The organism is Marinomonas foliarum (assembly GCF_003337275.1).
GTDB classification, from domain to species: Bacteria; Pseudomonadota; Gammaproteobacteria; order Pseudomonadales; family Marinomonadaceae; genus Marinomonas; species Marinomonas foliarum.
Genome location: NZ_QPJQ01000001.1, coordinates 1 through 26,524, shown reverse-complemented (window position 1 = coordinate 26,524; position 26,524 = coordinate 1). Strand labels below are relative to the sequence as shown.

At 43.1% G+C, this 26,524-nt stretch carries 26 protein-coding genes; 10 read left to right on the top strand and 16 right to left on the bottom strand.

All coding sequences use genetic code 11. The annotated features are described in order from the left end of the window. The 3 genes from DFP77_RS00130 to purB all read right to left on the bottom strand — a co-directional run bounded on the left by DFP77_RS00130 (position 1) and on the right by purB (position 3,136). Positions 1 to 417 (bottom strand): GNAT family N-acetyltransferase, encoded by a 417-nt coding sequence (locus DFP77_RS00130; protein WP_114410274.1) that lies wholly within the window; start codon positions 415 to 417, stop codon positions 1 to 3. A gap of 29 nt (positions 418 to 446) precedes the next feature. Beyond that, positions 447 to 1,649, bottom strand: a complete 1,203-nt coding sequence (locus DFP77_RS00125) for a cupin domain-containing protein (protein WP_114410273.1) — start codon at positions 1,647 to 1,649, stop codon at positions 447 to 449. 113 nt (positions 1,650 to 1,762) lie between these two features. Then, complete coding sequence (gene purB, locus DFP77_RS00120) at positions 1,763 to 3,136, bottom strand: adenylosuccinate lyase (protein WP_114410272.1); 1,374 nt, start codon at positions 3,134 to 3,136, stop codon at positions 1,763 to 1,765. A gap of 259 nt (positions 3,137 to 3,395) precedes the next feature. On the opposite strand from purB, the gene DFP77_RS00115 reads away from it, so the two are divergent. Continuing rightward, positions 3,396 to 4,997 carry a methyl-accepting chemotaxis protein gene (locus DFP77_RS00115; RefSeq protein ID WP_114410271.1) on the top strand — a complete coding sequence of 534 codons (1,602 nt, stop codon included), beginning with the start codon at positions 3,396 to 3,398 and terminating at the stop codon, positions 4,995 to 4,997. 163 nt (positions 4,998 to 5,160) lie between these two features. Here DFP77_RS00115 and DFP77_RS00110 read toward each other — a convergent pair whose 3' ends face one another. The 6 genes from DFP77_RS00110 to DFP77_RS00085 all read right to left on the bottom strand — a co-directional run bounded on the left by DFP77_RS00110 (position 5,161) and on the right by DFP77_RS00085 (position 10,916). After that, on the bottom strand, positions 5,161 to 7,383 hold the full coding sequence (locus DFP77_RS00110) for an NADP-dependent isocitrate dehydrogenase (RefSeq protein WP_114410270.1): 2,223 nt from the start codon (positions 7,381 to 7,383) through the stop codon (positions 5,161 to 5,163). 242 nt (positions 7,384 to 7,625) lie between these two features. Further along, positions 7,626 to 8,255 (bottom strand): high frequency lysogenization protein HflD, encoded by a 630-nt coding sequence (gene hflD / locus DFP77_RS00105; protein WP_114410269.1) that lies wholly within the window; start codon positions 8,253 to 8,255, stop codon positions 7,626 to 7,628. A 17-nt stretch (positions 8,256 to 8,272) separates the two neighbouring features. Continuing rightward, positions 8,273 to 9,394, bottom strand: a complete 1,122-nt coding sequence (mnmA, locus tag DFP77_RS00100) for a tRNA 2-thiouridine(34) synthase MnmA (protein ID WP_114410443.1) — start codon at positions 9,392 to 9,394, stop codon at positions 8,273 to 8,275. Positions 9,395 to 9,471: 77 nt separating this feature from the next. Continuing rightward, a complete protein-coding gene (locus tag DFP77_RS00095) occupies positions 9,472 to 9,918 on the bottom strand; it encodes an NUDIX hydrolase (RefSeq protein ID WP_239543988.1) in 447 nt (148 codons plus the stop codon). Continuing rightward, on the bottom strand, positions 9,812 to 10,540 hold the full coding sequence (locus DFP77_RS00090) for a pseudouridine synthase (protein WP_114410267.1): 729 nt from the start codon (positions 10,538 to 10,540) through the stop codon (positions 9,812 to 9,814). The genes DFP77_RS00095 and DFP77_RS00090 overlap by 107 nt, the downstream gene beginning before the upstream one ends. A 121-nt stretch (positions 10,541 to 10,661) precedes the next feature. Beyond that, on the bottom strand, positions 10,662 to 10,916 hold the full coding sequence (locus DFP77_RS00085; RefSeq protein WP_114410266.1) for a cold shock domain-containing protein: 255 nt from the start codon (positions 10,914 to 10,916) through the stop codon (positions 10,662 to 10,664). A 300-nt stretch (positions 10,917 to 11,216) separates the two neighbouring features. Between DFP77_RS00085 and clpS the strand changes: the two genes are divergently transcribed. Both clpS and clpA read left to right on the top strand, forming a co-directional pair. Further along, positions 11,217 to 11,567 (top strand): ATP-dependent Clp protease adapter ClpS, encoded by a 351-nt coding sequence (gene clpS / locus DFP77_RS00080; protein WP_114410265.1) that lies wholly within the window; start codon positions 11,217 to 11,219, stop codon positions 11,565 to 11,567. Between the two features lie 20 nt (positions 11,568 to 11,587). Then, complete coding sequence (gene clpA / locus DFP77_RS00075) at positions 11,588 to 13,843, top strand: ATP-dependent Clp protease ATP-binding subunit ClpA (RefSeq protein WP_114410264.1); 2,256 nt, start codon at positions 11,588 to 11,590, stop codon at positions 13,841 to 13,843. A gap of 133 nt (positions 13,844 to 13,976) precedes the next feature. Here clpA and infA read toward each other — a convergent pair whose 3' ends face one another. Together infA and aat are read right to left on the bottom strand one after the other, a co-directional pair. After that, on the bottom strand, positions 13,977 to 14,195 hold the full coding sequence (gene infA, locus DFP77_RS00070; protein ID WP_110571526.1) for a translation initiation factor IF-1: 219 nt from the start codon (positions 14,193 to 14,195) through the stop codon (positions 13,977 to 13,979). A gap of 228 nt (positions 14,196 to 14,423) precedes the next feature. Then, positions 14,424 to 15,167 carry a leucyl/phenylalanyl-tRNA--protein transferase gene (gene aat, locus DFP77_RS00065; RefSeq protein WP_114410263.1) on the bottom strand — a complete coding sequence of 248 codons (744 nt, stop codon included), beginning with the start codon at positions 15,165 to 15,167 and terminating at the stop codon, positions 14,424 to 14,426. Positions 15,168 to 15,706: 539 nt separating this feature from the next. Between aat and DFP77_RS00060 the strand changes: the two genes are divergently transcribed. The 7 genes from DFP77_RS00060 (at position 15,707) to cobA (ending at position 24,112) form a co-directional block, all read left to right on the top strand. Continuing rightward, on the top strand, positions 15,707 to 16,612 hold the full coding sequence (locus tag DFP77_RS00060) for a hypothetical protein (RefSeq protein WP_114410262.1): 906 nt from the start codon (positions 15,707 to 15,709) through the stop codon (positions 16,610 to 16,612). A gap of 164 nt (positions 16,613 to 16,776) precedes the next feature. Next, the gene (locus tag DFP77_RS00055; protein WP_374058250.1) at positions 16,777 to 19,518 is read left to right on the top strand and encodes a DNA translocase FtsK; all 2,742 of its coding nucleotides are present in this window, start codon (positions 16,777 to 16,779) and stop codon (positions 19,516 to 19,518) included. Between the two features lie 58 nt (positions 19,519 to 19,576). Further along, positions 19,577 to 20,206 carry an outer membrane lipoprotein periplasmic chaperone LolA gene (lolA, locus tag DFP77_RS00050; RefSeq protein ID WP_258860897.1) on the top strand — a complete coding sequence of 210 codons (630 nt, stop codon included), beginning with the start codon at positions 19,577 to 19,579 and terminating at the stop codon, positions 20,204 to 20,206. Then, a complete protein-coding gene (locus DFP77_RS00045; protein ID WP_114410259.1) occupies positions 20,206 to 21,567 on the top strand; it encodes a replication-associated recombination protein A in 1,362 nt (453 codons plus the stop codon). The genes lolA and DFP77_RS00045 overlap by 1 nt, the downstream gene beginning before the upstream one ends. Then, on the top strand, positions 21,564 to 21,935 hold the full coding sequence (crcB, locus tag DFP77_RS00040; protein WP_114410258.1) for a fluoride efflux transporter CrcB: 372 nt from the start codon (positions 21,564 to 21,566) through the stop codon (positions 21,933 to 21,935). The genes DFP77_RS00045 and crcB overlap by 4 nt, the downstream gene beginning before the upstream one ends. Before the next feature lie 67 nt (positions 21,936 to 22,002). Further along, positions 22,003 to 23,304 (top strand): serine--tRNA ligase, encoded by a 1,302-nt coding sequence (gene serS, locus DFP77_RS00035; RefSeq protein ID WP_114410257.1) that lies wholly within the window; start codon positions 22,003 to 22,005, stop codon positions 23,302 to 23,304. A 64-nt stretch (positions 23,305 to 23,368) separates the two neighbouring features. Then, positions 23,369 to 24,112 carry a uroporphyrinogen-III C-methyltransferase gene (gene cobA / locus DFP77_RS00030; protein ID WP_114410256.1) on the top strand — a complete coding sequence of 248 codons (744 nt, stop codon included), beginning with the start codon at positions 23,369 to 23,371 and terminating at the stop codon, positions 24,110 to 24,112. Between the two features lie 77 nt (positions 24,113 to 24,189). Here the strand turns inward: cobA and DFP77_RS00025 are convergent, their stop codons facing one another. The 5 genes from DFP77_RS00025 to DFP77_RS00005 all read right to left on the bottom strand — a co-directional run bounded on the left by DFP77_RS00025 (position 24,190) and on the right by DFP77_RS00005 (position 26,292). Further along, a complete protein-coding gene (locus DFP77_RS00025) occupies positions 24,190 to 24,510 on the bottom strand; it encodes a TusE/DsrC/DsvC family sulfur relay protein (protein WP_114410255.1) in 321 nt (106 codons plus the stop codon). Positions 24,511 to 24,515: 5 nt separating this feature from the next. Then, positions 24,516 to 24,803, bottom strand: coding sequence for a DsrH/TusB family sulfur metabolism protein (locus DFP77_RS00020; protein WP_114410254.1), 288 nt, complete (start codon positions 24,801 to 24,803; stop codon positions 24,516 to 24,518). Between the two features lie 2 nt (positions 24,804 to 24,805). Continuing rightward, a complete protein-coding gene (locus tag DFP77_RS00015; RefSeq protein ID WP_114410253.1) occupies positions 24,806 to 25,153 on the bottom strand; it encodes a DsrE family protein in 348 nt (115 codons plus the stop codon). Positions 25,154 to 25,157: 4 nt separating this feature from the next. Then, positions 25,158 to 25,550 carry a sulfurtransferase complex subunit TusD gene (tusD, locus tag DFP77_RS00010; protein ID WP_114410252.1) on the bottom strand — a complete coding sequence of 131 codons (393 nt, stop codon included), beginning with the start codon at positions 25,548 to 25,550 and terminating at the stop codon, positions 25,158 to 25,160. Between the two features lie 85 nt (positions 25,551 to 25,635). Beyond that, entirely contained in the window at positions 25,636 to 26,292 is a 657-nt protein-coding gene (locus DFP77_RS00005) for a Bax inhibitor-1/YccA family protein (RefSeq protein ID WP_114410251.1), read from the bottom strand. Positions 26,293 to 26,524: the final 232 nt, after the last annotated feature.

Genomic DNA, 26,524 nt, shown 5'->3' with positions numbered 1-26,524 from the left:
CTAGATATCTCTTTCCATACGAATATGCATTTTTCCGGCTTCTAAAAAAACCTTGCCATCAGTATGAAAGTTTTGCTTTTCATAGAAGGTTTGTACGTCAACTTGGGCGTGTAAAAACACTTTGCGAATGCCCATTTCTCTGGCGACTTTCACTGCACGAATTAACAGCATTTCGCCATAGCCCTGATGTCGATATGCGGGTAGAACTGCCAAACGGCCGATTTGGCCATTGTCTGTTAAACGACAGGTTCCTGTAGGAACCGCTGTCGTACCAAAGGATACAAAGTGTACGGCGTCTTCATCTAGCTCGTCCCATTCGTCTTTTGGGTCGATACCTTGCTCAATGATAAAGACTTGTTTGCGCACAAAGGTAAGCTGATCTTTGCTGCTGTTCCAGTCTGACGTTAAAACCTTCATGTGAATACCTTACTTAATATTGCGTTCTTTTATTCTTCTGGTGCAACCAATTCGATCAGCCCTTGCTGGCGAATGAGAAAGCGCACAAGAGGTTCTAGATCTGTATTTTGTTTCAAATCTAGCCCAGAAAAATCAAACTCAACTTGATGGCAAACGGCTTCAACAAAGCTCGTTAGTTCTGCATCCACAAGTAAGTGTTCACCGTTACAAAACACGCTAATCTTACCTTTGTTCTCAGTGTTCTGTTGAACATAGTAACAAATACGCGCATCGCCAGGGCGAATAAAAGTTTGACCTTGTGTCGCACTGCTAAATGCTTCGTTTAATTCTTCATGATTCAGTGGTACGAGGTATTCAGGATACTTGCTCTCGCTCATCGTTTCCCCTAACCATTCAGCCAGTAGGTCGGGCTGATTAATAAGGCGAGCCAGTTGTGTTTGTAGGTATTGAATATCGTCTTTGCTGATGTGCGCACTGTGTTGACGATTTGCTGTTTCAGGTGCGGCAAAGCGATCTTTAACATTGTCAGCTTCGCAAAGTTTATCGCGAATACCTGTTAAGACATCTTGCATACTTGGCGCACGAAAACCGATGGAATAAGTCATGCACTCGTCGTCTAATGATCGGCCATTGTGTGCAAAGTTAGGCGGCAAATATAGAATATCGCCAGCTTCCACTTCCCAATCCATTTCTGAATTGACAGGGAAGTTGTCTAGAATATGCAGCTGGATATTTGCAATTGCTGAATCTTGGTATTCATCTGGAGCGAGAACTTGCCAGCGGCGTTTGCCAGATACTTGCACTAGGAACACATCGTATTGATCGTAATGTGGACCAACGCTGCCACCTTCTGTCGCATAGCTGACCATCACATCGTCTAAGCGCCAGCTTGGTAAGAATTCAAATTGTTCTTTTAAATTTTGAATTTCTGGTACCCAATGATCAACGGCTTGAACTAATAGAGTCCATTCTTTCTCTGGCAAGGTTGCAAAAGTATCTTCGTTAAATGGGCCTTGGCGTATTTCCCATGGACTTAAGCCGTTCTCGATCACAATACGAGATTCAATTTCTTCTTCCATTGCCATGCCAGCAAGCTCATCGGCTTCTAGGGGCAGAGTGAAATCGACAAGACCACCGCGGATCAACAAAGGCTTTTTCTGCCAATATTCGTCGATAAAGGTTTGGGCAGTGATGCCACCAAGAATAGTCAACGGTGTATTTAGGTCTGTCATAAATCGCTCATTAAAAAAGAACAAAGAAAGTAGTGATATTGCTAAAGATTAGCAGCCTTGAAGGCAAAAAGAGCCGATAAATCGGCTCTTTTATTTACTTGTTAAAGTAAGACTTAGTCACGAATCGCTTTCGCTTGTGCAACAGCGTTACCGATGTAAGTGCTTGGTGTTAGCGCTTTCAATTCGGCTTTGGCTTGCTCAGGCATTTCTAGCGTATCGACAAAAGCTTCGATAGTCGCTTGGTCGATAGTGCGGCCACGAGTTAGCTCTTTTAGTTTCTCGTATGGAGATTCGATGCCGTAGCGACGCATAACGGTTTGAATTGGCTCAGCCAATACTTCCCATGCATTATTTAAATCTGCTTCAAGACGTGCAGCGTTGATTTCCAACTTGCTGATGCCTTTTAGAGTTGCTTGGTAAGCTATCAAGCTGTGAGCTAAACCAACGCCAAGGTTACGAAGAACCGTAGAGTCAGTTAGGTCGCGCTGCCAGCGTGAGATTGGCAGTTTAGCGCTCAAGTGGCCCATGATTGCGTTCGCAATACCCAAGTTGCCTTCGGAGTTTTCGAAGTCGATTGGGTTAACTTTATGCGGCATGGTAGAAGAACCAATTTCGTCAGCAATGGTTTTTTGCTTGAAGAAGCCCATAGAAATGTAGCCCCACACATCGCGGTCGAAATCGATCAAGATGGTGTTGAAGCGGCAAATGGCGTCGTATAGCTCTGCGATGTAATCGTGTGGCTCGATTTGAGTCGTGTAAGGATTCCAAGTCAAACCTAAAGAAGTAACAAAGGCTTCTGCGTGAGCTTGCCAATCCACATCAGGGTAAGCCGAAAGGTGAGCGTTGTAGTTGCCCACAGCGCCGTTGATTTTGCCTAAAAATTCAACGTTTTCGATTTGCTTAAGTTGGCGGCTAAGGCGCGCAGCAACGTTAGCCATTTCTTTACCAACTGTGGTTGGTGAGGCAGTTTGGCCATGCGTACGAGACAACATAGATTGTTCAGCGTGCTCGATTGCTAGATCTTGAACTGCTTTGATGACGTTTTTAAGCTCTGGAGTAATGCCTTCTTCCAATGCTTCACGCAACATTAATGCATGAGATAAGTTGTTGATGTCTTCTGATGTACAAGCGAAGTGAACAAATTCAGAAATCGCTGCTAACTCTGCGTTATCAGCCATTTTGTTCTTAATGAAATATTCCACTGCTTTGACATCGTGGTTCGTGGTTTTCTCAATGTCTTTAATGGCTTGTGCATCAGCTTCACTGAAGTTTTCAGCCAATTGATCTAATAAAGCGCTGGCTTCATTGCTCAATGCTGGAACTTCAACAATTTGTGGGTGTTTGGCAAGAGCCTGTAGCCAGCGAACTTCGACTATGACTCGCATACGCAGCAAACCATACTCGCTCACGGAGCGACGTAGTACGTTTGTTTTCGATCCGTAACGACCGTCGATAGGGGAAATTGCATTTAAGCTAGTTAATTCCATTGAGATAACGCCTCGAACATGGTTTTCAGGGAGCCGCTATTATAGGCAAAAGCGCGGCCTACCGCTACGCCAGACTGTATATTTGCAGAAGGCGGTTTAGTTTTAATGAGCTTATAAACAGTTGGTCTTTTGTTCTGTTTATTAATTACTCGTTTTTTTGAGTATATTTTTGTTAAATCAAGGTGTTTTAAACTCTTCTCACTTGTATAATGCTGCCAAATTAACGCCCTTTTAGAAGTTATTTAGGAAAGTATTGAACATGAAGATCAGCCGTATCATGAATTTGGTCATTGTTATTGTATTGGTAGCCTTGTCTGCGCTTTATTTACTTAGCAAGCAGGGCTTAACTCGTAACGAAGCTGCCATTCGTCAGCAAGTAGTTATCTCTGATGCTGTATCTGCTATGAAGGATGCTCGTTATTACGTTGTGCAAGTGCAACAGTTTTTGACGGATATGGGCGCAACGCGCAGTGGTGAGGCGTTACCCGAAGTTGATGCGAGCATGAAAAGTGCTATGAAGAGCTTACAAGAACTGACTCGAATCATGCCTAGTTACCGCTCTCGCGTAAATGAGTTAGAGCAGCAATTGAAACAGGTTTACAAAGTAGGTCGAGAAATGGCCTCTGCTTATATTAATAATGGCACTGATGCTGGTAATAGTTTAATGAAAGGCGCTGGTGGTCTAGATCAAGAATCGGCGCGTTTGGCTGAATCGTTAGAAAAAATCGCTAACGAGTTATCGGAGTTACTTGATAAGAGCGCTGCAGCTTCGATTGAGACTCTCGATGATTCTAAGCTTTTATCTTTGATCAGTAGTTTGATCTCAGGTGTTGTAATTGTTGGTGTGATTATTATCTTACGTCGTCGCGTGCTTCCTGATTTAAACTCACTTGAATCTTCTCTGCGTAATATTTCTGTTGGTGCTCGTGATTTAACGGTTCGCCTTGATGATAAGGGCAATGATGAGTTGTCCTCCGTCGCACACAGTTTTAACGTGTTTATTAAGGGTATCCATTCTCTTGTTGTGACTCAGCAGGGTCAATCAGCTCAGTTGTCGGTAGCCGGCGAGCAAATGCTGGTTGCCTCAAATAAAACGCGTATTGGTATGCAGGGGTTGCAAAAAGAAACATCGGGTATTGCTAGTGTTGTTGCAGAGATGCAAACCACAGTGCGTCATGTTGCTAACAGTGCTGATGCAGCGGCGACAGCTGCGAAAGAATCCGATTACATAGCAAAAGAAGTAGAGTCGGTTGTGAATAACAGTGTTTTATCAATTCAACAATTATCTGAAGGTGTTGAAAAAGCATCACGAGTGCTTCAGGCCTTGGAAAAAGAAACCTCTGATGTTGGTAGTATCTTAGATTCGATTCGAGGCATTGCCGATCAAACTAACTTGCTCGCATTGAATGCTGCGATTGAAGCGGCTCGTGCCGGTGAGCAGGGACGTGGTTTTGCTGTCGTTGCTGATGAAGTTCGAACGCTTGCTAAGCGCACTCAGGATTCCACAGAACAAATTCAGATAATGATTACTCAATTACAAAAAGGCTCGCAAGATGCAGTACTTGTAATGGGCGAAAGTAAGCAACAAGCAGAGCAAAGTGTTGCTCAGTCATTAAAGGCAAAAGAAGCCTTGCATACGATTACGTCTTCTATGGGGAATATTTCCGCCATGGCTATTGAGATTGCATCGGCTATGGAACAACAGGCAGCTGCTTCAGAAAATATTGATGGACGAATTCGTTCTATTCGTGATGAAGCGGAACTAACAAGTGAAAACGCTGAGCAGTCAAACGTGGCGGCTAAGCAAGTGTTGGGGCAATCTAAAGCTTTATCTGATCTTATCTCTAGTTTTAAGGTCTAACTTTAAGGTTAGGTGTGATTTAGCAATGAAGTATGGCGGTTTGTTAATTAACTGGTAAATCGCAATAGAGCATAAAAAAACAGATCAAATAGACAAAGAAAAGCCCGAGTAACTGAGTTACTCGGGCTTTTTTATGTCATTTACTTGGCTTTAATAAATAGACTTAAAGCGTTGCTAATGCTGTATTGAAGGTTGTGCTAGGACGCATGATCTTAGCGACTTCAGTTAGGTCCATGTGGTAGTAACCAGATAGGCCAGAAGGTTTGCCTTGTACCGCTGCTAGTTCAGCAACAATCTTGTCTTCGTTGTCTGCTAACTGTTTTGCAAGAGGCGCGAATTTCGCCGCTAATGTTGCATCTTCAGTTTGTGCAGCAAGTTCTTGAGACCAGTAAAGCGCTAGGTAGAAATGGCTACCACGGTTATCGATTTCGCCAACTTTACGAGAAGGAGACTTGTTAGTGTCTAGTAATTTGCCTGTTGCTTTATCTAAGCACTTAGCAAGAATTTTTGCTTTCTCGTTGTTGTGCTTGATACCAAGTTCTTCGAAAGATACTGCTACGGCAAGGAATTCACCTAGAGAGTCCCAACGAAGGTAGTTTTCGTTAACAAGCTGTTGAACGTGCTTAGGAGCAGAACCGCCTGCGCCTGTTTCATACATGCCGCCGCCATTAAGCATTGGTACGATAGACAACATTTTCGCAGACGTGCCCAATTCTAAGATTGGGAACAGGTCAGTTAGGTAGTCACGTAGGATGTTACCTGTTACTGAGATTGTGTCTTTACCGCGAATAATGCGTTCCATAGAGAAACGGATTGCTTCGTTGTAAGACATGATGCGAATGTCTAGTCCGCTTGTATCGTGATCTTTTAGGTAAGTTTCTACTTTTTTACGTAGCTCGTTATCGTGTGCACGAACGTCTTCTAACCAGAAAACAGCAGGTGTGTCAGATTGACGGGCACGAGTAACACCTAGTTTTACCCAGTCGCGAATAGCAGCGTCTTTGGTTTGGCAAGCACGCCAGATATCGCCTTTCTCAACATTGTGCTGCATTAGGACATTGCCGTTTGCATCCACAACGCGCATCACGCCGTCAGCTTTCATTTCATAGGTTTTATCATGAGAGCCGTATTCTTCTGCTTTTTGCGCCATTAGGCCAACGTTTGGCACGGTACCCATGGTGACTGGGTCAAATGCGCCATTAGTTTTACAGAAATTAATAGTTTCTTGGTAGATGCGAGCGTAAGTGCTGTCTGGAATAACGGCTTTAGCGTCATGTGCTTTACCATCACGGCCCCACATTTTACCAGAGTTGCGGATCATTGCAGGCATAGACGCATCAACGATTACATCGCTTGGTACGTGAAGGTTAGTGATGCCTTTGTCTGAGTCTACCATCGCTAGTTCAGGACGTGTTTTGTAAACGTCTTGAATGGCTTGTTTGATTTCTTCTTGCTTCGCTTCTGGAAGGCTTTGAATTTTATCGTAAACGCTACCTAAGCCATTGTTTGGGTTAACGCCGATTTCTTTGAAAAGCTCGCCGTATTTTTCGAAAACGTCTTTGTAGAAAACAGTGACTGCATGACCAAATACAATTGGGTGAGACACTTTCATCATGGTGGCTTTTAAGTGCACAGACCACATGATGTTGTCTTCTTTCGCTTCTTGTAGTGATGCTTCAAAAAAAGCGCGAAGCTTTTGAGTGCTGATGTTCATGCTGTCAATGATTTCGCCAGCAAGTAGAGGAAGTGACTTTTTCACTTCGACAGAACCGTCTTTTGCAACGAATTCGATCTTAACGGTTTGAGCAGAATCCATCGTAGTGGACTGTTCAGAAGAGTAAAAATCGCCATCACGCATGTAGTCAACGTGTGAAACAGACGTTTTGCTCCATTTGCCCATTGAGTGAGGGTTTTTACGAGCGAAGCCTTTAACAGCTGCTGGCGCGCGACGGTCCGAGTTGCCTTGACGAAGAACAGGGTTTACTGCACTACCTAGCACTTTAGAGTAGCGTGCTTGAACGTCTTTTTCTTCGTCAGTTTGTGGGTTTTCAGGGTATTCAGGAAGGTCGTAACCTTCAGCGTTTAACTCTTTAATTGTTGCATAAAGCTGTGGTAACGAAGCACTGATGTTAGGAAGCTTAACAATGTTTGCTTCAGGTGTTGCTGTTAGGTCACCTAGGAATTTGAGGCCATCTTCCGCTTGTTTGTCTGCAGGAAGTAAGTCTGAAAAAGCAGCGATAACACGACTTGCTAAAGAGATGTCTGTCAGTTTTAGTTCGATGTCTGCTTCTTTTGCGAAAGCGCCAAAGATAGGAAGTAGAGACGCGGTTGCCAGAGCTGGCGCCTCATCCGTAAATGTATAGTAGATAGTTTGTTTCGTTGACATGTAATTCCCCTAACATTTCAGGCATTAGCCTATTGAATCGAAGATGACTTTTAGCCGCCATTCCCTAATTTAAACTGTTCGTACAAGCTAACTGGTACAGGTTAAAAATTTGTACGATATACTACCTAAAAAACTAAGTTAGAGATATCGACCCTAGGATATACTGGAAATTGATTTCAATTATTTCACTGTCTTAATGGATTTTTTTAGCGCTAAAAAAAGGCCTATAAGACCTTTTTAAATTAATTACGAGATTCCAAGGCATTTAATAATGCTTTGCGTTTAAAAATTAAATGCCAGCGTTTACCACCAAGTTGTCGCCATAACATAGCAGCACGAATGCCGGCCATTAGGATGGCTCTGACTTGGTTTGATATCTGTGGTTGCTGTAAAAAACGGCTGTCCCCGTGAACCTGAATACGAAAGGGTAATTTGCTCAGCGTGTCTTGATACATGCCCGAAATAGACGCCAGCATATTTTCATGTAATACACTTTCATAATGGGCTTTTTTCTGTTCAATATGGGTGATTTTTTGGCCAATCTGAGACAGCATTTCAGGTGTTTTAGATAATTTGTTTTCCAAGTGAATTAGACTTAACGCATATCTAAGTGTGTCTGGGTTGACGCTGCTTCGCTCTTTGCCAAGTGCCTGTCGAGTGATGCGTCGCCCCAGCGCAAGATTGCTTTGGCAATCCCATTGCCCACCATAGATGTCTTCTGTAGAGCCTGCGTTCAGCATTAAAATACTGTCTAAAAGCGGCTGTAAACTGGCGTTATCTACTTTCCCCGTTTTGGCTAAAATAGACACCAACTCTGCTGCTTGGAAAACAGCGGATAGGGCGATAGTTTGCTCTTTTTCTCTGCTACTCACGTTTTCTCTCTTAATAGCTACTTGTTAAAAGCGACATTAATAATGCCACCACCAAGACACACTTCGTCTACATAAAATACCACTGATTGGCCTGGTGTGATTGCTCGTTGCGGTTCCAAAAAGGAGACTTCAACACGGCCATCGGCCAACTCGTTAATAGTGCAGTCTTGGTCTGCTTGGCGGTAACGGCATTTTGCTTTACATGTTAATGGAAAGCTTGGTTTTTCTCTCGCAACCCAATCGAAGTTGTCGGCAATCAAATGCGTTTTAAACAAGGACTCATGTTGGCCGCCTTGCGTAACGATCAGAACATTACGTTCTAGGTCTTTCTCAACCACATACCATGGATCGTCTGAATATTTAGCGAGGCCACCAATCCCCAAGCCTTGTCGTTGGCCAATGGTGTGATACATCAAACCATGGTGGCGAGCAATTTTGTCACCCTCAAGGGTTTCGATATCACCTGGTTGAGCAGGTAAATATTGTTCGAGAAAGTCTTTGAAACGTCGTTCTCCGATGAAGCAAATACCGGTACTGTCTTTTTTGTTGTGAGTGACTAGACCAAACTCTTCAGCCAAGCGACGTACTTCTGGCTTTTCCAGTTCACCAACAGGGAAAAGTGTTTTGGCGATTTCGTCTTTGCCAACCGCATACAAAAAGTAACTTTGGTCTTTATTACCGTCTAAGCCTTTTAGCAGTAATGGCTCACCGTTTTTTTCACCACGCCGAACATAATGTCCAGTGGCTATATAATCCGCGTTTAACGCCATCGCGTATTCTAAAAATGCTTTGAATTTGATTTCTTTGTTGCACAGAATGTCTGGGTTTGGTGTGCGTCCAGCTTTGTATTCGGCAAGGAAGTGTTCGAAAACGTTGTCCCAATATTCTGAGGCAAAGTTAGCTGTATGCAGCTTAATACCTAATTTATTGGACACAGCTTGCGCATCCGCTAGGTCGTCTTTGGCGGTGCAATATTCTGTACCATCATCTTCGTCCCAGTTTTTCATGAAAAGACCTTCAACCTGATAACCCTGTTGCATCAGAATAAGGGCTGATACAGAGGAGTCGACACCGCCGGACATGCCGACAATGACTTTTTTTGAGCTGTTTGCGTTGTTCGCAATAGGGCTGTCTTTCATGTGCTGTGATTTCTCGACTGTTATTTTCGCAAAGCGAAGAGGCATTGCCTCAGATGAATGTAATGTAGGTTATTGTATCACTTTCTGATTATTGGCATAGGCCGAAGAAATTGATTCGATACAAAAGATAAGGAGATAATGGGGTTATTAAATGAATCTTCAATGCAGGCTTTAATTAATGGGCTGCGATGAGGCAGAGCCATGATTTCTTCATACGTTAGCCAATGGCTAGAAACAATGTCGTTATCGAGCGGTTCATGAGTTTCATTCACCGCCTCGCACAAGAAGCAGAGCCGATGATAGGTGTCAGCGCCTTCGTAAGGTGTAAATGCATACATGCCAAGCAGGCCGATAGGTTCTACTAGCCAGCCTGATTCTTCTCTTGTTTCGCGAATAACGGCTTGAGTGACGCTTTCGTTATTTTCGACGTGGCCGGCTGGTTGGTTTAGTACTAGGTTTCCGTCTTGCCATTCCTTCACCATGAGAAACTTTGTTGCCTTGGGATCTTTGTTGTCCTTTCTCACTAGGGCGGCGACGGTTAGGTGAGGCAGCTTTTCTCTTTCTTTGCTCTTCAAACTGATTAACCTCTTTTAGTAAATGGTCAGTTGGCTCTATATAGTTCCATTGGCCAATTCCTGTATTTTCTAAAGTATAAGGACCAATGGCATAGCGAATTAACCTGAGTGTTGGAAAACCAACGGCAGCCGTCATTCGACGAACTTGTCGATTTTTACCTTCGCGAATTTGTAGTGATAACCAGCTGGTCGGGATGGCTTCACGATAGCGAACGGGTGGCGTTCTGTCCCAAATGGCGGGTTCTGCCATGCGTTCTGCTTGGGCGGGTTTAGTTAGCCCATCTTTTAGTTCAACACCTCGTCTTAGTTTTTCTAGCGCCTCGTCTGAAATATCACCTTCTACTTGAACCCAATAAGTCTTTGGCATTTTAAAGTCTGGAGAGGCGATAATATGTTGCAGAGCCCCTTGGTTGGTAAGTAGCAATAGGCCTTCTGAGTCAAAGTCTAGTCGCCCCGCAGGGTAAAAATCCGGTGCATCAATGTACTTTGCAAGTGTGGCTTTGTCTCCTTCGGCAGAAAATTGGCTTAGTACTCGAAAGGGTTTGTTGAATAAAATTAAGTTTGAAGGCATCAAGGTAATAGGTGCTTTAGGAGGTGTTTTAAATCTAAAGAAGAGCCGAATAATATCATCTCACTCCCCATGAAGGGAGTAAGATAACAAATTCGTCTTTGGATAGCGATGAAGCTTGGTGCTATGCAGGCTGTGTTTTTGAGTCGCTTTTTGTTGCATCCTCTTGATTTGATATGGTTGGGTTTATTTCAATAGCGTGTAACCCTCTTTCTCCTGGTTCGACATCAAATGTCACTGCTTGTCCTGCTTTTAGGGTTTTGTATCCTTCTACATTGATCGCAGAATAATGAATAAATAAATCTTCATTAAAGTCTTCCGACACAATGAACCCATATCCTTTTGCATTGTTAAACCACTTCACTGATCCGTGATGCATGAGCCACTCCTTATCCACTCAGAACATAGTTAGCCTGTCATAGCGGGCTGTTCAAATTTTAAAATATAGTCCGGATAGCCTAGATTGCTAAATAGGTGCGAATTGTTTTTGAGCAATCAATGCTAGAATTTTATTAACAAACATTGATTGCACATTTGGTCACCCCAATAAAAGCGTAGAAGCCCTTTTGGTATTTGTAAAACCCAAGTGGTAATCTGTTTTTAAGAAATGACCGTATATGAGTAGTAATGTGTCATATGTGGCATATTATGTGAAAAATTGTAGCCTCAGAGGCGTGGAATGATTGTAGATCAAGAAATTAGACTAGTATCAGAAGATGATGAACAACACGGGCATTCGAGTATTGCGATTGCCCCAGAGGAAACTGAATTAAAACCACCCTCTATGTATCAGGTGGTACTGTTCAATGATGACTTTACGCCAATGGATTTTGTCGTATTTGTGTTACAACGGTTTTTTTCTATGGATGGGGAGAAGGCTAATCAGGTAATGTTAGAAGTGCATCAAAAAGGGAAAGGTGTTTGTGGAATTTATCCCTTTGATATTGCTGAAACTAAAGTGGCAATGGTACAACAGTTCGTGGAACAAAATGAGCACCCCTTAATGTGTGACCTACAAAAGGTCGACTGATTCAGAGTGAGGGAATAGCAATGTTAGATAAAGAACTAGAGCAAACCCTGAACACAGCTTTCAAAGCGGCGCGCGACAAGCGCCATGAATTCATGACGGTTGAGCATTTATTATTAGCTCTTATTGAAAATGGCGCTGCTTCAAGCGTCCTAAAAGCATGTGGTGTGAATTTAGACATCTTAAGTAAGGAACTTGAGGAATTTGTAGATAGCACTACACCTCTAATTCCTGAAGACGACGAAGAGCGCGAAGTTCAACCTACGTTAGGTTTTCAGCGCGTGTTACAACGTGCGGTTTTCCATGTTCAATCTTCTGGTAAACGCGAAGTCACAGGCGCGAATGTGCTGGTGGCTATTTTTAGTGAGCAAGAAAGCCAAACAGTTTATCTTCTAAAACGTCATGGCGTAGCACGAATTGATGTAGTCAATTATGTGGCTCATGGAATATCTAAAACAGGAGAAGCATCTTCTCAGGACATGGATCATGATGACGAGGCGGAAGATACGAATACTGCGCCGTTGCAAAAATTTGCTACTAATTTAAATGAAGAAGCTAAAGCAGGAAAAATAGACAAGCTGATTGGCCGTGAATACGAAGTTGAGCGAGTAATACAAACACTTTCTCGTCGCCGTAAAAACAACCCTCTCTTGGTTGGTGAGTCTGGCGTTGGTAAAACAGCCATTGCTGAAGGCTTAGCAAAACGTATTGTTGATGGGCAGGTGCCTGATGTTATTGCGGACGGTGTGGTTTATTCCTTGGATTTGGGGGCTTTGCTCGCAGGTACTAAATACCGCGGAGATTTTGAAAAACGTCTTAAACAATTGCTCGGCGAACTGAAAAAGTTACCGAATGCTATTCTGTTTATTGATGAAATTCATACCATCATTGGTGCGGGTGCGGCTTCTGGTGGTGTCATGGATGCTTCCAACTTGCTCAAGCCTGTATTGAGTTCGGGTGGTTTGCGCTGTATTGGTTCAACAACATTCCAAGAGTTTCGTGGTGTGTTTGAAAAAGACCACGCGTTGGCACGTCGCTTCCAGAAAATTGATGTAAATGAGCCAAGTGTTGATGATACTTATCAAATTCTGAAAGGCATCATTGGTGCATTTGAAGAACATCATAAGGTTAAGTACGAAGAGCCAGCCTTATTGGCAGCAGCCGAGCTTGCTCAGCGCTATGTGACAGATCGTCATATGCCTGATAAAGCGATTGATGTTGTGGATGAAGCTGGTGCTTATCAGCGCCTTCAGCCGGAAGACAAACGTAAAACAGTTATTACTGTTGCCGATATTGAAGACATTGTTTCTAAAATTGCCAGAGTACCAGTTAGAGCGGTTAACTCAGACGACAGGCAAGTGCTATCTAACCTAGAGCGCAACCTGAAAATGGTGGTGTTTGGTCAGGATAACGCGATTGATTCATTATCAGCGGCGATCAAATTATCTCGTGCTGGCTTGAAGGCTGAACAAAAGCCTATTGGTTCTTTCTTGATGGCTGGTCCGACAGGGGTTGGTAAAACAGAAGTTACCAAACAGCTAGCTAAACAATTAGGGCTTGAACTTATTCGTTTCGATATGTCGGAATACATGGAACGTCATGCTGTGTCTCGATTGATTGGTGCGCCACCAGGCTATGTTGGTTTTGATCAAGGTGGCTTGCTAACAGAAGCGGTGACGAAGAATCCACACAGTGTTGTGCTATTGGATGAGATTGAAAAAGCTCACCCAGAGGTCTTTAACTTGCTTCTGCAAGTAATGGATCACGGTACCTTGACGGATAACAACGGACGCAAGGCGGATTTCCGTAATGTCATTTTAGTGATGACTTCGAATGCGGGGGCTGAAGAGTTGGCTCGTCGTTCGATTGGTTTCTCTAGTCAAGACAACTCAACTGACGGCATGGAGGTGATTAATCGCACTTTCACGCCAGAATTTAGAAACCGTCTTGATGCTGTTATTCAATTCCAGCAGCTTGATGAGCGTATTATCTTCAATGTTGTTGATAAGTTCTTGGTGGAGTTGCAGGCTCAACTTGATCCGAAAGGGGTTCTGTTGGAGGTCTCAGACACCGCAAGAGGCTGGTTAGCGAATAAGGGCTATGATCGTCAAATGGGGGCTCGGCCAATGGCGAGGGTGATTCAGGAGCATCTGAAGAAGCCTCTGGCGGATCATATCCTTTTTGGAGATCTGCATGATGGTGGTCATGTCAAAGTGGCGTTGGATGAAAAAAGCGATGAGCTTCAGTTTGAAGTGATAAAAGAGGCGGTTGTTCATTAGTCGGATGGCAGCTCTCATACCCTTTCTCTTAAATAAGGGGGAGGGAGTGATCAAGAGTAAACATAAAAAAACCGGACAATGTCCGGTTTTTTTATGTCGTTTATTTTAAGATACTTTTTGAGAGCAGCTTAAATTAACGTGCGCGATATACGATACGGCCTTTAGATAGGTCGTAAGGTGTCAGTTCCACTTTTACTTTATCGCCAGTCAAAATACGAATGTAGTTTTTGCGCATTTTTCCAGAGATATGTGCAATTACGATGTGTCCGTTTTCTAATTCAACACGGAACATGGTATTAGGCAACGTATCAATGATAGTGCCCTCCATTTCTAAGCCTTCTTCTTTTGCCACAATATGTGTCCTATGGTGTTAACTTACTATTTGTTTAGTAGACGCCGACCTTGTGAGCGCCAAGGTCTGCAGACGAAGAAAAAAGATGTTTCTCTTGGTCGGTTGAGCGCTAAATATCTAAATCATGATTGCGTATTTAGCCACGTCTGAATTTTGATCGAGCGTATTTTGCCTAAAAATGCAGCGTAAGGCAAACCTAGATGCATTCTGATGATGTCTATTTTTGTTTCAAAGGGGGCATTTCCCTGAATTTTTTCCGATGTTAATGAGTTTTGAATTCTTTTCTATCTTGGGTATGAGTTTAGTAAGTACTGCGCAAAAATCGTTGCGAGGTAATTGTTTCGCCCCTAGCGAAAGTAAATGCGCTGATTCAACTTGGCAATCTATGAGTCCAATTTGGCAATCTTTAGCGACATCACAAAATGATTTTAATGCGACTTTTGATGCATTGGGGTGCAGAGAAAACATGGATTCGCCAAAAAACATGTTACCCATAGCCACGCCATAAAAGCCACCAACCAACTTGTCATCAAGCCAAATTTCAACTGAATGGGCGTAGCCTAGTTTATGTAATTCTGTGTAGGCCGTTTTGATGTCATTGGATATCCAAGTTCCTTCCTTATCCGCCCTCAGGGTAGAGCAGTAGCCAATAACTGACTCAAAATCTTGATTGATCGAATACATCCAGTTTTCTCTTTTAGATGCTTTTTTGAGCGACTTGGATGCATGGAAATGTTCGGGAGTTAACACGCATCTCTGCTCTGGATGCCACCATAATATAGGATCTGGGTCGCTAAACCATGGAAAAAAACCTTTGCTGTAAAGGTGAAGCAAGCGTGTTGTGGTTAAGTCGCCACCAATTGCAGAGAGGCCTTCGGGGTCTTGTAGCGCTTTATTTGGGTTAGGTGTGTCATATGGAGACTCTGAAAGTAACAAGAGTTCATGTAAGTCGTTATTTTCGGAATCTGACATTTATCTGGCTAACCTAATTATCAATGTGACTTTAAGGTGCCAATTATAGTTTTTTTAGTGTGAAAAACTATCGTGAAGAAAGAAATGGCAAAAAAAACTAAAGAAAAACAATCTAACTCCGATATTTGAACTGAGGAGGAAAAAACATTCTACTTGCGACTTGTTGACACAATGTTATGCTTAAAGCGTAAGAATGTGCATGAATAATTAGAGTGTTTTGACCTTTGTTGCCTTTATTGGGTGTTTTTTACTCAATAAAGGGGGCAAAATGAAAAAAAAAAGAAAAAAAGTGCAAGGAAAGCTTGACCAGTAATGGAAAACTTGGTTTTAATCGATGCAGTTCCAAACGGTAATTCGAAAACATAATCGAATGCAGTGTTGGGGGATAGAATGCTTTGCTTTTTTGGCAATTGTCACAAAAGTGAAACTGATCGGTTTTAAGATACATGAGTCGTTGATTTAGCAACGTTTCTTGGTTAGACGAAAATCTATCAAAAGGTCTACAAGACCACACAATATAATATAAAGGGGAATCTTGAATGAAAGCGATTAAACTTGCTTCTGTGTTTGCAGTATCTGCTGTAGCGGCTGCTGTTTCTACTACTACTTTTGCTGCTGAGCCAGTATTTAAAGGTACAGCGGGTCTTGAGTATAAATCTCAAGAATCTGGTAGTGATTCTGCTGTTTCACGTGGTGAAGTGAACATCATCGGTGATACTGGCCTAGTTTACTTTGACCTAGATATGGAAGGTTCTTCAGTTAAGAAGAACTCTAAAGTCAAAAAATTAGGTGAGTCTGTTGAAAATGATCCAGGCCAAGACACTACTTTTAGTCTAGACGAAATCTATGTTAAAACTGGCGCTGTTCAGTTTGGTGACTTCGATGGAACTATCCTTGACAACGTAGCCTACAACGCTGGTGTAGAAGAAGATAATGACCATGCCAAAGATGATTTCGGTAATGACCTAGGTGTTCGTTACATGGTTAACGACAACCTTACTGTTGCATTCGAAATTGAAGAAGGCGATAACGTAGGTTCTTTGAATGCAGCATACACAACAGAATTTAGTGGTGTAACTTTGGGTGTATCTGCAGGCTACAAAATGTCTGACGACGTTGACAACCAGCTTTTAACTGTTGGTGTTAAAGCACCTCTTGGTATGGCTACATTGTCTTCATTCGTTCGTGTTGGTTCTGTAAATGATGCCGACGTTATGAACACAGGTATTGGTCTTGATTTGCCAGTTTCTGAAGAGCTTGTTCTTGCTGCTCAGTATTACACTAAAGGTGGTGAGTCATCTAAAGGTGTTGATGAAAAAGATCAAGGTCGCACTGAATTTACAGCTTACTACACTCCAGGCGACGTAACATTCTACGCTTCTTACCTAGCTTATGAAGCTGATAAATCTGACTACTCTGTAGTTGGCGCTAAAGTTTCTTTCTAAGAAATTTTCCCCTAAAGGTCTTCTCTGAAAATGGGAACACCTTTACGAGTTAAAGCGAAAGCCAACCCTTTGGGTTGGCTTTTTTTATGGTAAGCTTAGCAAACTTATGGCTCCGCTACATGGAGTGGGTTTTGTTTTGATTAGCATAAAATAGGAAGTACGTTTTGTCAGAAAAGATGAGTGAGTCGGTACGATCACCAATTTGGGATATGTTCGCTAAACAAGCAGCGTTTATTGCAGCTTTGTTATTTTTATTCTTTTTTGGTTTAGCGACCTATACTTATAATCCGGCAGATGCAGGTTGGTTTTATTCTGGTAGTGGTGCAGCGATTCAAAACTCAATGGGGCCTATTGGTGCCATTATCGCAGACTTATCGTCTGGCTTTTTCGGGTCTTTGTTTTATTCTTTACCGCCATTGTTTTTTTGGGTAGCTGTGATTATATGGCGTAACCCACACTCCTTATTGCCCCTCAATAATGCTTTGCTCTGTACAATTGGCAGCATTTTATATTTATCTTTTGGTTCTGTACTTTGCTTTTTGCATACCGTTGGTGAGACGTCTTTACAGTATGGTACTGGTGGTATTCTAGGTCGCGCACTTGGCATTTTGATGTATGGCTTCATTGGTTATGATGGTGCGACCCTAGTTAGCTTGGCTTTAGTGATTTTGTCATTCACTCTGCTTTCTCAGGTGCATTGGTTGAGTTTGATGGACCGCTTAGGCGAAAAAGCGTACAACTTTGCTATGTTTGTTCGTCAAAAATGGATTAGCAGACGAGAGCTAAAGGCCAATAAGAGGAATGAGCTTATTGATCTAGAAGCTGTTTCTGATGAAGCGGAAGAGCCAGCAATTGTCAGAAAAAGAAGAAAAGAACAGAATGTACAATCTGCAGAAGACATCTTACTCGAAGATTCTATTCCGGTAGATGAAGAGTCACATCCGAATGGTAGTAAAAAATCTAAATTTAGCTTGTCAGGTCTGTTTTCAAAAGCTCGATCTTCAAAGGAGAAGAGTGAAAGATCTGATAAAGAGCCCGTTAATCATACGGAGCCAGAGCTGGGTGGCTTTGATGATTTAGCATCGGATGGGTTATCTTTTGATGATAAAGACGTTAACTTTGGTGACACCCTTTATATAGAAGAGTCCTGGTCAGCAAATAGTGATGACGCTGCAAAAGATGCGAACATGCAACAATATAAGCAGCCAGTGAAAGAGCAATCAGTTCAAGCCGAGCCGGAAATTGTTTCATCTGGTATTTCTAAAGAACAAGCCGATGCGATGCTGTTTAATTCTGATAAATCTACTCCTGCTGACATTCCGCCAGCCCATAAACCCGCTTTTCGTACTTTGTCTGAGGCAAAGCAGTTAGACTCTTTAGGTGGCCCTTATGCTGATGAAGCAGATAGTAATAAAAAAATAGAGGCTTACTCTTTACCAGATCGTTCGGTGCTGACTAAGCCAAAACCTAAGCAGGGCGGTTACTCTGAAGATGAGTTGTTAGCTTTGTCTGAATTGTTAGAACAGCGCTTGCAGGATTTCGGTGTAAAAGCGGAAGTGGTTGAAGTTAATCCAGGTCCGGTAATTACACGGTTTGAAATTCAACCAGCGCCAGGTGTGAAGGTATCTCGAATTACCAATTTAGCCAAAGACCTTGCGCGCTCTTTAAGTGTAATGAGTGTCCGTGTGGTCGAAGTGATTGCTGGCAAGTCGACGATTGGGATTGAGATTCCCAATCAGGTTCGTGATACCGTTTACTTTTCTGAAGTGATCAATTGCGATGCGTATGAGCGATTATCTTCACCATTGACCTTGTCTCTGGGTCATGACATTTCTGGTGAACCTGTTGTTGTTGATCTCGCTAAAATGCCTCATGTGTTGGTGGCTGGTACAACAGGCTCAGGTAAATCTGTGGGCGTTAACGCCATGATCTTAAGTATGCTTCTGAAATCGACACCTGATGAAGTGCGTATGATCATGGTTGACCCGAAAATGCTCGAGTTATCGATATATGAAGGCATTCCACATCTATTAACACCTGTTATTACTGACATGAAAGATGCGGCCAATGGCTTGCGTTGGTCGGTAGATGAAATGGAGCGTCGCTACAAGCTCATGTCGAAACTTGGTGTACGAAATATTGCCGGTTATAACAAAAAGGTTCGTGATGCCATTGAAGCCGGTAAGCCAATTGAAGACCCATTGTGGCAGCCCGAGATGGCGATGTTCTCAGAAGATGGTGTAGCACGTACAGTGCCACATTTAGAGCCTTTGCCTTATATCGTTATTATAGTCGATGAGTTCGCCGATATGATGATGATCGTGGGTAAAAAAGTAGAAGAACTCATTGCTCGTATTGCTCAGAAGGCAAGGGCAGCGGGGATTCACCTAATCTTGGCGACACAACGTCCATCGGTGGATGTCATTACTGGTTTGATTAAAGCGAATATACCGACGCGGATGGCGTTTCAAGTGTCGTCAAAAATTGACTCAAGAACCATACTTGATCAGGGTGGAGCGGATCAGCTGTTGGGGATGGGCGACATGCTGTATCTTCCAGCAGGATTGCCAACCCCAATTCGCGTACACGGCGCATTTGTGTCAGATGAGGAAGTGCATGCAGTAGTAGAAGAGTGGAAACAGCGTGGGGAGCCAGAGTATATTCAGGATGTTGTTGTGAATCCTGAAGACTTAATGACCGACGGTGGTGGTGAGGACAAAGATGCACTTTATGATGAAGCTGTGAAAATTGTCATTGAAACGCGTAAAGCTTCGATATCTTCTATTCAACGTCGATTGAAAATAGGTTACAACAGAGCGGCTAACTTGGTTGAAGCAATGGAAGCCGCTGGCTTAGTTGGCCCAATGGGAACCAATGGACAAAGAGATATCTTAATTCCAGAGTAATAGTCGATGGCCCTAATTTCATTTTAGGGCTTTATGTTTATATGAGTGGAGATATATTTTGGTAAATAAATTAGTCACCTTCGCGCTTTTGGGCTTTTTAGCTATTTTTCAATCGATGTTAGTGCAGGCGGATGACAATGCGACAGCTTCTATAGAAAGCTTGCTGGAGATGAATCGAAACATCGAAGGTGAGTTTCGGCAAGTTACGTACGATGAAAAAGGTAAGCAGTTACAAGTAAGCGAAGGTGTTTTTCTTCTTGCGAAGCCTAATCAATTTGTTTGGGATAGTGTGACGCCTTTTGCACAACGTATTATCTCTGATGGTAAAAACATTACCGTCTGGGATGTGGATTTAGAACAAGCGACTAAGAAGCCATTGTCTGGTGCGGTTGGCAATTCGCCAGCGGCTCTTTTAGGGCAGCCATCAGCCGATGTGCTCCCTCATTACGATGTGAGTACATTGGGTGCAGAAAAATTTCGTTTAGCGCCAAAAGACGACCAAGACCTCTTTCAGGCATTGACCCTGTCTTTTAGAGACAAGGTGATCAGTGCCATGAGTATTTTAGATACGCTTGGGCAAACCACGGTTATCGAATTTAAAAATGTCGAAACACATGAAGGCGTAGCAAAAGAAAACTTTGTGTTGGATTTGCCGGCTAACGTGGACGTTATTGTAGAAGGTCAGTAATGAAGGATCTTTTTTCGGATGTGCCGCCAGAGGCCTATCAGCCTTTGGCGGCAAGAATGCGACCAGCAAACCTAGATGATTATATTGGCCAGTCGCATTTGGTGGGTCCGGGGAAGCCACTACGCAGAATGGTAGAAACAGGTCACTGTCATTCCTTTATTCTTTGGGGTCCTCCCGGAGTGGGTAAAACCACCTTTGCTCAGCTTTTATCTCACGCCCTTGATGCGCAATTTATTGAAATATCAGCGGTTATGTCTGGTGTTAAAGAGATTCGAGCTGCGGTAGATCAAGCCAAACAATTGCGTATGATGAACGGTACGCAGACGGTTTTATTTGTCGATGAAGTACACCGTTTTAATAAGTCACAACAAGACGCCTTTTTGCCTTTTATTGAAGACGGCACTTTTTTGTTTATTGGTGCTACCACGGAAAATCCTGCCTTTGAATTAAACTCCGCCTTGCTGTCTCGTGCTCGCGTGTATCGTTTAAAAACGCCGAGCGTAGATGAGGTGGAACTTGTTTTGTCTCGTGCCATGAAAAGTCTCGAAAATGACTTTCAGATAGATGAGTATTTTTTATCGGTATTGGCTCAAGCTGCAGATGGTGACATTCGACGCGGTCTTAACTTTTTAGAAATTTTATCTGACCTTGTTGAGCCTGGCTATAAAGTGACTCAAGAGCAGCTTGAAGATGTTCTGGGAGGAAGTCTTCGTCGCTTTGACCGTAAGGGTGATGTATTTTACGATCAAATTTCCGCCTTTCATAAATCCGTTCGCGGATCTTCACCTGATGGTGCTTTGTACTGGATGGCTAGAATGCTTGATGGTGGCTGTGATCCTTTATATATAGCGCGTCGTTTATTGGCTATTGCATCAGAAGACATTGGTAATGCCGACCCGCGAGCGTTGCAAATTGGTTTAAATGCTTGGGATGTATTTGAACGTGTTGGTCCAGGTGAGGGCAATCGTGCGATTGCGCAAGCTGCTGTCTATATGGCATGTGCACCCAAAAGTAATGCTGTTTATAAAGCGTTTGGGCAGGCAATGTCGGATGTCGCAGCGCAACCAAGTTATGAGGTGCCAGTGCATTTGCGTAATGCGCCAACGTCTTTGGCAAAAAGCATGGGACACGGTGATGAATACCGTTACGCGCATAATGAAGAGCATGCTTACGCTGCTGGTGAAAACTATATGCCAGAAGAGATAGCTGATATGCGTTATTATCAGCCGACGGATCGAGGCTTAGAGAAAAAGATCAATGATAAACTGGCTTGGTTGTCAGATTTAGATGATCAAAGCCCGTTACAGCGTTACAACTCTTTTTACCGAACTAAAGGCTTGTCTGAAGAGGACAATCTATGATGTATCTAATGATCGCCGTTGGTGGTGCGCTTGGCGCATTGAGTCGGTATGGTATGTCTAAGTGGGTTAATGCGCACTGGCAGTACCATTTTCCCTTCGCCACTATGGTAGTGAATGTTTTGGGTTGTGTGTTGATGGGCGTTGCATTTGTGCTCATTAGTGAGCGCATGCCGTCACTTGAACCATACCGTCCTTTGGTTATGGTCGGTTTTTTAGGAGCATTTACTACTTTTTCCACTTTTTCACTGGAAATTGTCTCCCTTATTAACATGCAGGCTTGGCTAACTGCGGTAAGCTATTTATTATTAAGCTGCATTTTAGGTATTGTTGGTTTGGCGATTGGAATGACGCTAGCGCGTTTGTTCTGATTCCTTAGACTATTTGAAAGTACCTTAATTTATTTTTATACACTGTTTGAAGGATATTGTTGCAGAGATGTTAGACATTAAAGCATTACGCGCTGACCCAGAAGCCATTGCGGCTCAACTTAAAAAGAAAGGCTATGAGTTGGATGTGGCGACTTTTTCTTCCTTAGAAGAGCGTCGTAAAGCCATTCAAGTAGAAACGGAGCAGCTGCAACAAGCCCGAAATTCAGTATCCAAAGAAATTGGTCAGGCGATGAAGTCTGGCGATAAAGACAAAGCGGCTGAGCTAAAAGCACAAACAGCAACGCTAGGTGATGACCTTGAAGCGGCAAAAACACAGCTGACACAAGTTCAAGACGAAATGGAAAACTTGTTGGAAGGCATTCCAAATCTTCCGCATGAATCAGTTCCAGAAGGTAAAACTGAAGACGATAACGTTGAAGTTCGTCGTTGGGGAACGCCTAAGCAATTCGACTTTGAGCCAAAAGATCACGTTGATCTTGGTGAAGCGATGGAAATGCTGGATTTCGAAGCGGCAGTTAAAATTACTGGCTCTCGCTTTGCCGTTATGCATTCTGACTTAGCACGCCTACATCGTGCTCTAACGCAATTCATGATCAATACTCATGCAGACTTACATGGTTATACTGAAGTGTATGTGCCTTACTTAGTAAACTCTCATTCCTTAAAAGGAACAGGACAGCTACCTAAGTTCGAAGCGGATTTGTTTAAAGTGCCAGTGGACAAAGACAGTGGTAATAATGACCTGTATTTGATCCCAACAGCAGAAGTGCCAGTGACAAACTTGGTACGTGATGAAATTTTAAATGACGCAGATTTGCACAAGAAGTTTGTCGCTCATACGCCTTGCTTCCGCAGCGAAGCAGGCAGCTATGGTCGTGATACTCGCGGCATGATTCGTCAGCATCAGTTTGAAAAAGTTGAGTTGGTTCATGTTTGCCGTCCAGATATTTCAGAACAAGTACTGGAAGAGTTGGTAGGTCACGCAGAAGTGATCCTACAAAAACTAGAGCTTCCTTACCGTACCGTGATTCTATGTGGCGGCGATCTTGGTTTCTCTGCGCACAAAACGTATGACATTGAAGTATGGTTGCCTGGTCAGGGTAAATACCGTGAGATCTCTTCTTGCTCTAACATGTGGGACTTCCAAGCCCGTCGTATGCAAGCACGCTGGCGCAACCCAGAAACAGGTCGTCCAGAATTGGCACATACCTTGAATGGTTCTGGTTTGGCTGTGGGTCGTACATTGGTTGCTGTCCTTGAAAACTATCAAGATGCAGAGGGTAATGTACGTGTTCCTGATGTGTTAGTGCCTTATATGGGCGGTAAGACGGTATTGAAAAAAGCGTAAGCTAAATTTTCTAATAAAAAAGCCTCAACGGAGGCTTTTTTTGTATGAGTGGATATTGGGAATTATGACGGGCAAGGTCTATTTGATTGGTGCGGGTCCAGGTGATCCAGAGTTATTGACGTTAAAAGCACATCGATTGCTAAAAATGGCGGATGTGGTTTTGTACGACCGCTTGGTTGGCAAAGAAATTATTGAGCTAATTCCTGAGTCAGCAGAGAAAATGTACGTGGGCAAAGCCAAGTCTTTGCATAGTCTTCCACAAGAAGAGATTAATAGTTTGCTTGCTGCCAAAGCAAAAGAAGGCCACATGGTGGTGCGTCTAAAAGGTGGAGATCCTTTTATCTTTGGTCGTGGTGGTGAAGAGCTTGAAGAATTAATTGAAGAAGGTGTGCCTTTTGAAGTGGTTCCAGGTGTCACGGCAGCAGCAGGCTGTGCTGCGTATGCGGGGATTCCTTTAACCCACCGTGATTATGCCCAGTCGGTTCGTTTCCTAACGGGCCATTTAAAAGACGGCACAACAGAGTTACCTTGGGAGGAATTAGTTCACCCAGCGCAAACCTTGGTTATTTATATGGGCTTAACGGGTCTAAAAGATATCACTCAATCGTTGATCCGTTTTGGTATGAGTCCATCTATGCCAGTGGCAATCGTCGAGAAAGGTACCACTCGTGAGCAGCGCGTTTTCACGTCAACTATTCAAGATGTCTATGAAGTGTCTGTGGTGAACGAGGCTAAATCGCCAGCGTTACTGATCATTGGTGAGGTTGTGACCTTGCAGAAGAAATTAGAGTGGTACGGCAAGTACTGAGTTTTTTGGTATTTAATGTGTACAAGCAAAAACGGAGCCTCATATAGGCTCCGTTTTTGTATCGATAGGTTAGGTTATTACAGGCAGTTCGCAGGTTTTGGAAGACCGGCAATTTTTGCCGCTAGCTTAGGTGGGCTGCCGGGGAAAAGCATCATTAAATAAATACTACGGCCTTTTTCTGCGCCTAGCTTTTTCGATACCGCTTTTACTAGTGGGCGCATAGCGGGAGACACTTCAAATTCTTGATAAAAATCTCGCAACAAGTGAATAATTTCCCAGTGCGCCTCCGTAAGCTCGACTTCAACCTCTTGCGCCAGTTGATTGGCAAGTTCTGGTGTCCAGTCTTGCAGGTTTAGCAAATAACCTTCTTCATCGAGAACTATAGTTTTGTTTGTCATTGTAATTACCAACTAATGTTTGCTTCAGCAGCAAAGGTTAACTCTACCCATTCTTCGTCTGTAAGTGCGATTCCGAATGTTGGCGATAAACCATAGGCAGCAGCATCACTTTGCAAATAATAAAGTGTGATCTCTTTCTCTTTTATAAGAGTTTGCATCTTCTCAGCGTACTGAATGCTTTTTAGAAAACCGTCTTCAATCAGTAGGACTTGGTCACCTGCTTGCAGGCTATTTTGCCAAGTTGTTTCTAGTGAGGCAGGGTAATCGAGTTGATTTATTTGGTGGAGTCGCATAATTAAAACCGAAAAACCTGTTGGTATTGTGAAAACATTGTCTGCCACTCGGTACTATCCAGTGGTGTGACCCCTTGCCATGAAGTGGTGCTATCCAGCCATGAATGGTTTTTTTCTATATAGACGTTTTCAATGTCATAAAACTCGAGTCCAGCGAGCAGCTTGTGTAGGTTTTTGCCATGTTCCGCTGTGGGTTGTTGAGTGTCGGATAAAAGCGCTAAAGCTGCGCCAGATAAGCATAAATCAACAGGTTGCTCGAATGTGGCCAATACGAGAGCTAGGTCTAGTCCTTCTTTACAAGCCAAGCTCGAATAGGGGCTGGTATTTAGGTGGATCAAAGTGTGTTTCATGGGGCTACCTAAACTGAATGATTTTGTTGGTTGTGTTCATTAGATCAACAAGAGTCCCCAAGCCTTCAAGCTGAAAATATTCTGCAAGGGTATGTTGTTCTAGCTCATAGCGACGGCTTTCACCTTCATTGATAATGCCACGTCTTACCGCAGCTGCAATGCACAAATACAGTGGGATATTGTGTTGTTCTGCTATTTCTTGCCATGCTTGGGTGAGGTTAATTTCATCTCTAGGCGGCTGCGCTACTTGGCTGCCTATCAATACAGCATCTTCATAAAAGAACACGCCTTTGATGCTATCGGGGGATTTATTAAGTGCCGCTCGTATGAAGCGCAGTGCAGTGTGGCAGGCTTTGCTGTGATAAGGCGAGCCCGTAATGAGCAGAGTGTATTGCATTAAAAATAACCTTGGCATGAGATACGGTAAATTTTACACACAAAAAAGGCCGCAGTCAGCGGCCTTTTTACAGTGCTAAGTAGGATTAATCGTCGTTAGCCATACCAAGCAACGACAATACGCTAAGGAACATGTTGTATAGAGAAACATACAAGTTCACTGTCGCCATTATGTAGTTAGTTTCACCACCGCGTACAATTTGGCTTGTCTGCAGTAAAATGACTGCTGCAGAGAACAAAGCAAAACCAGCAGAAATGAAGATTTGCAATGCTGGCATTTGAACGAAAAATCCGGCGATTACAGCAAACAGCAAGACAAAGAAACCGACAGTGATGAATCCATTAAGGAAGCTAAAGTCTTTCTTTGAAACAAGTGCGTAAGCTGACAAGCCTAGAAATGATAGGCCAGTTATGCCTAATGCACTCATGATCAAGCTAGAGCCATTAGACAAGCTCATATAAGCCGTTAGAATTGGACCAAGGGTCAAACCCATGAAACCAGTTAGAGCAAATACACACAAAATACCTGCAGAGCTATTTTTAAACTTGTGTGTTAGGAAAAGTAAGCCATAAAAGCCTACCAGAGTAATAATTAGTCCCGGATGTGGGAGGTTTAATGCCATGCTCATGCCCGCAGTGAAGGCGCTGAACAAAAGGGTAAGCGACAACAGCCCGTATGTATTGCGGAGCGTTTTGTTGGCCGCTTGTGACGTATGTGTCGAAAGGGCTTCTGTGTAACGCATGAGATTACTCCTTTAAGGTTTAAGACAATCAATAGACTTAATATGCGGCTGAAAGTTCCAAACTTCAAGCTAGATTATTTATTCTGTACACAATACCAAAAAAGCATCGAGATTATCGATGCTTTTTTGGTATTTAATGTCCCATCCTAAAATACGTTGACATAAAGAGGACTTCTTTATGGCGACATCAGGTATCAAGTGTATTAAGCGCACACAGCGTGACTATTCAATG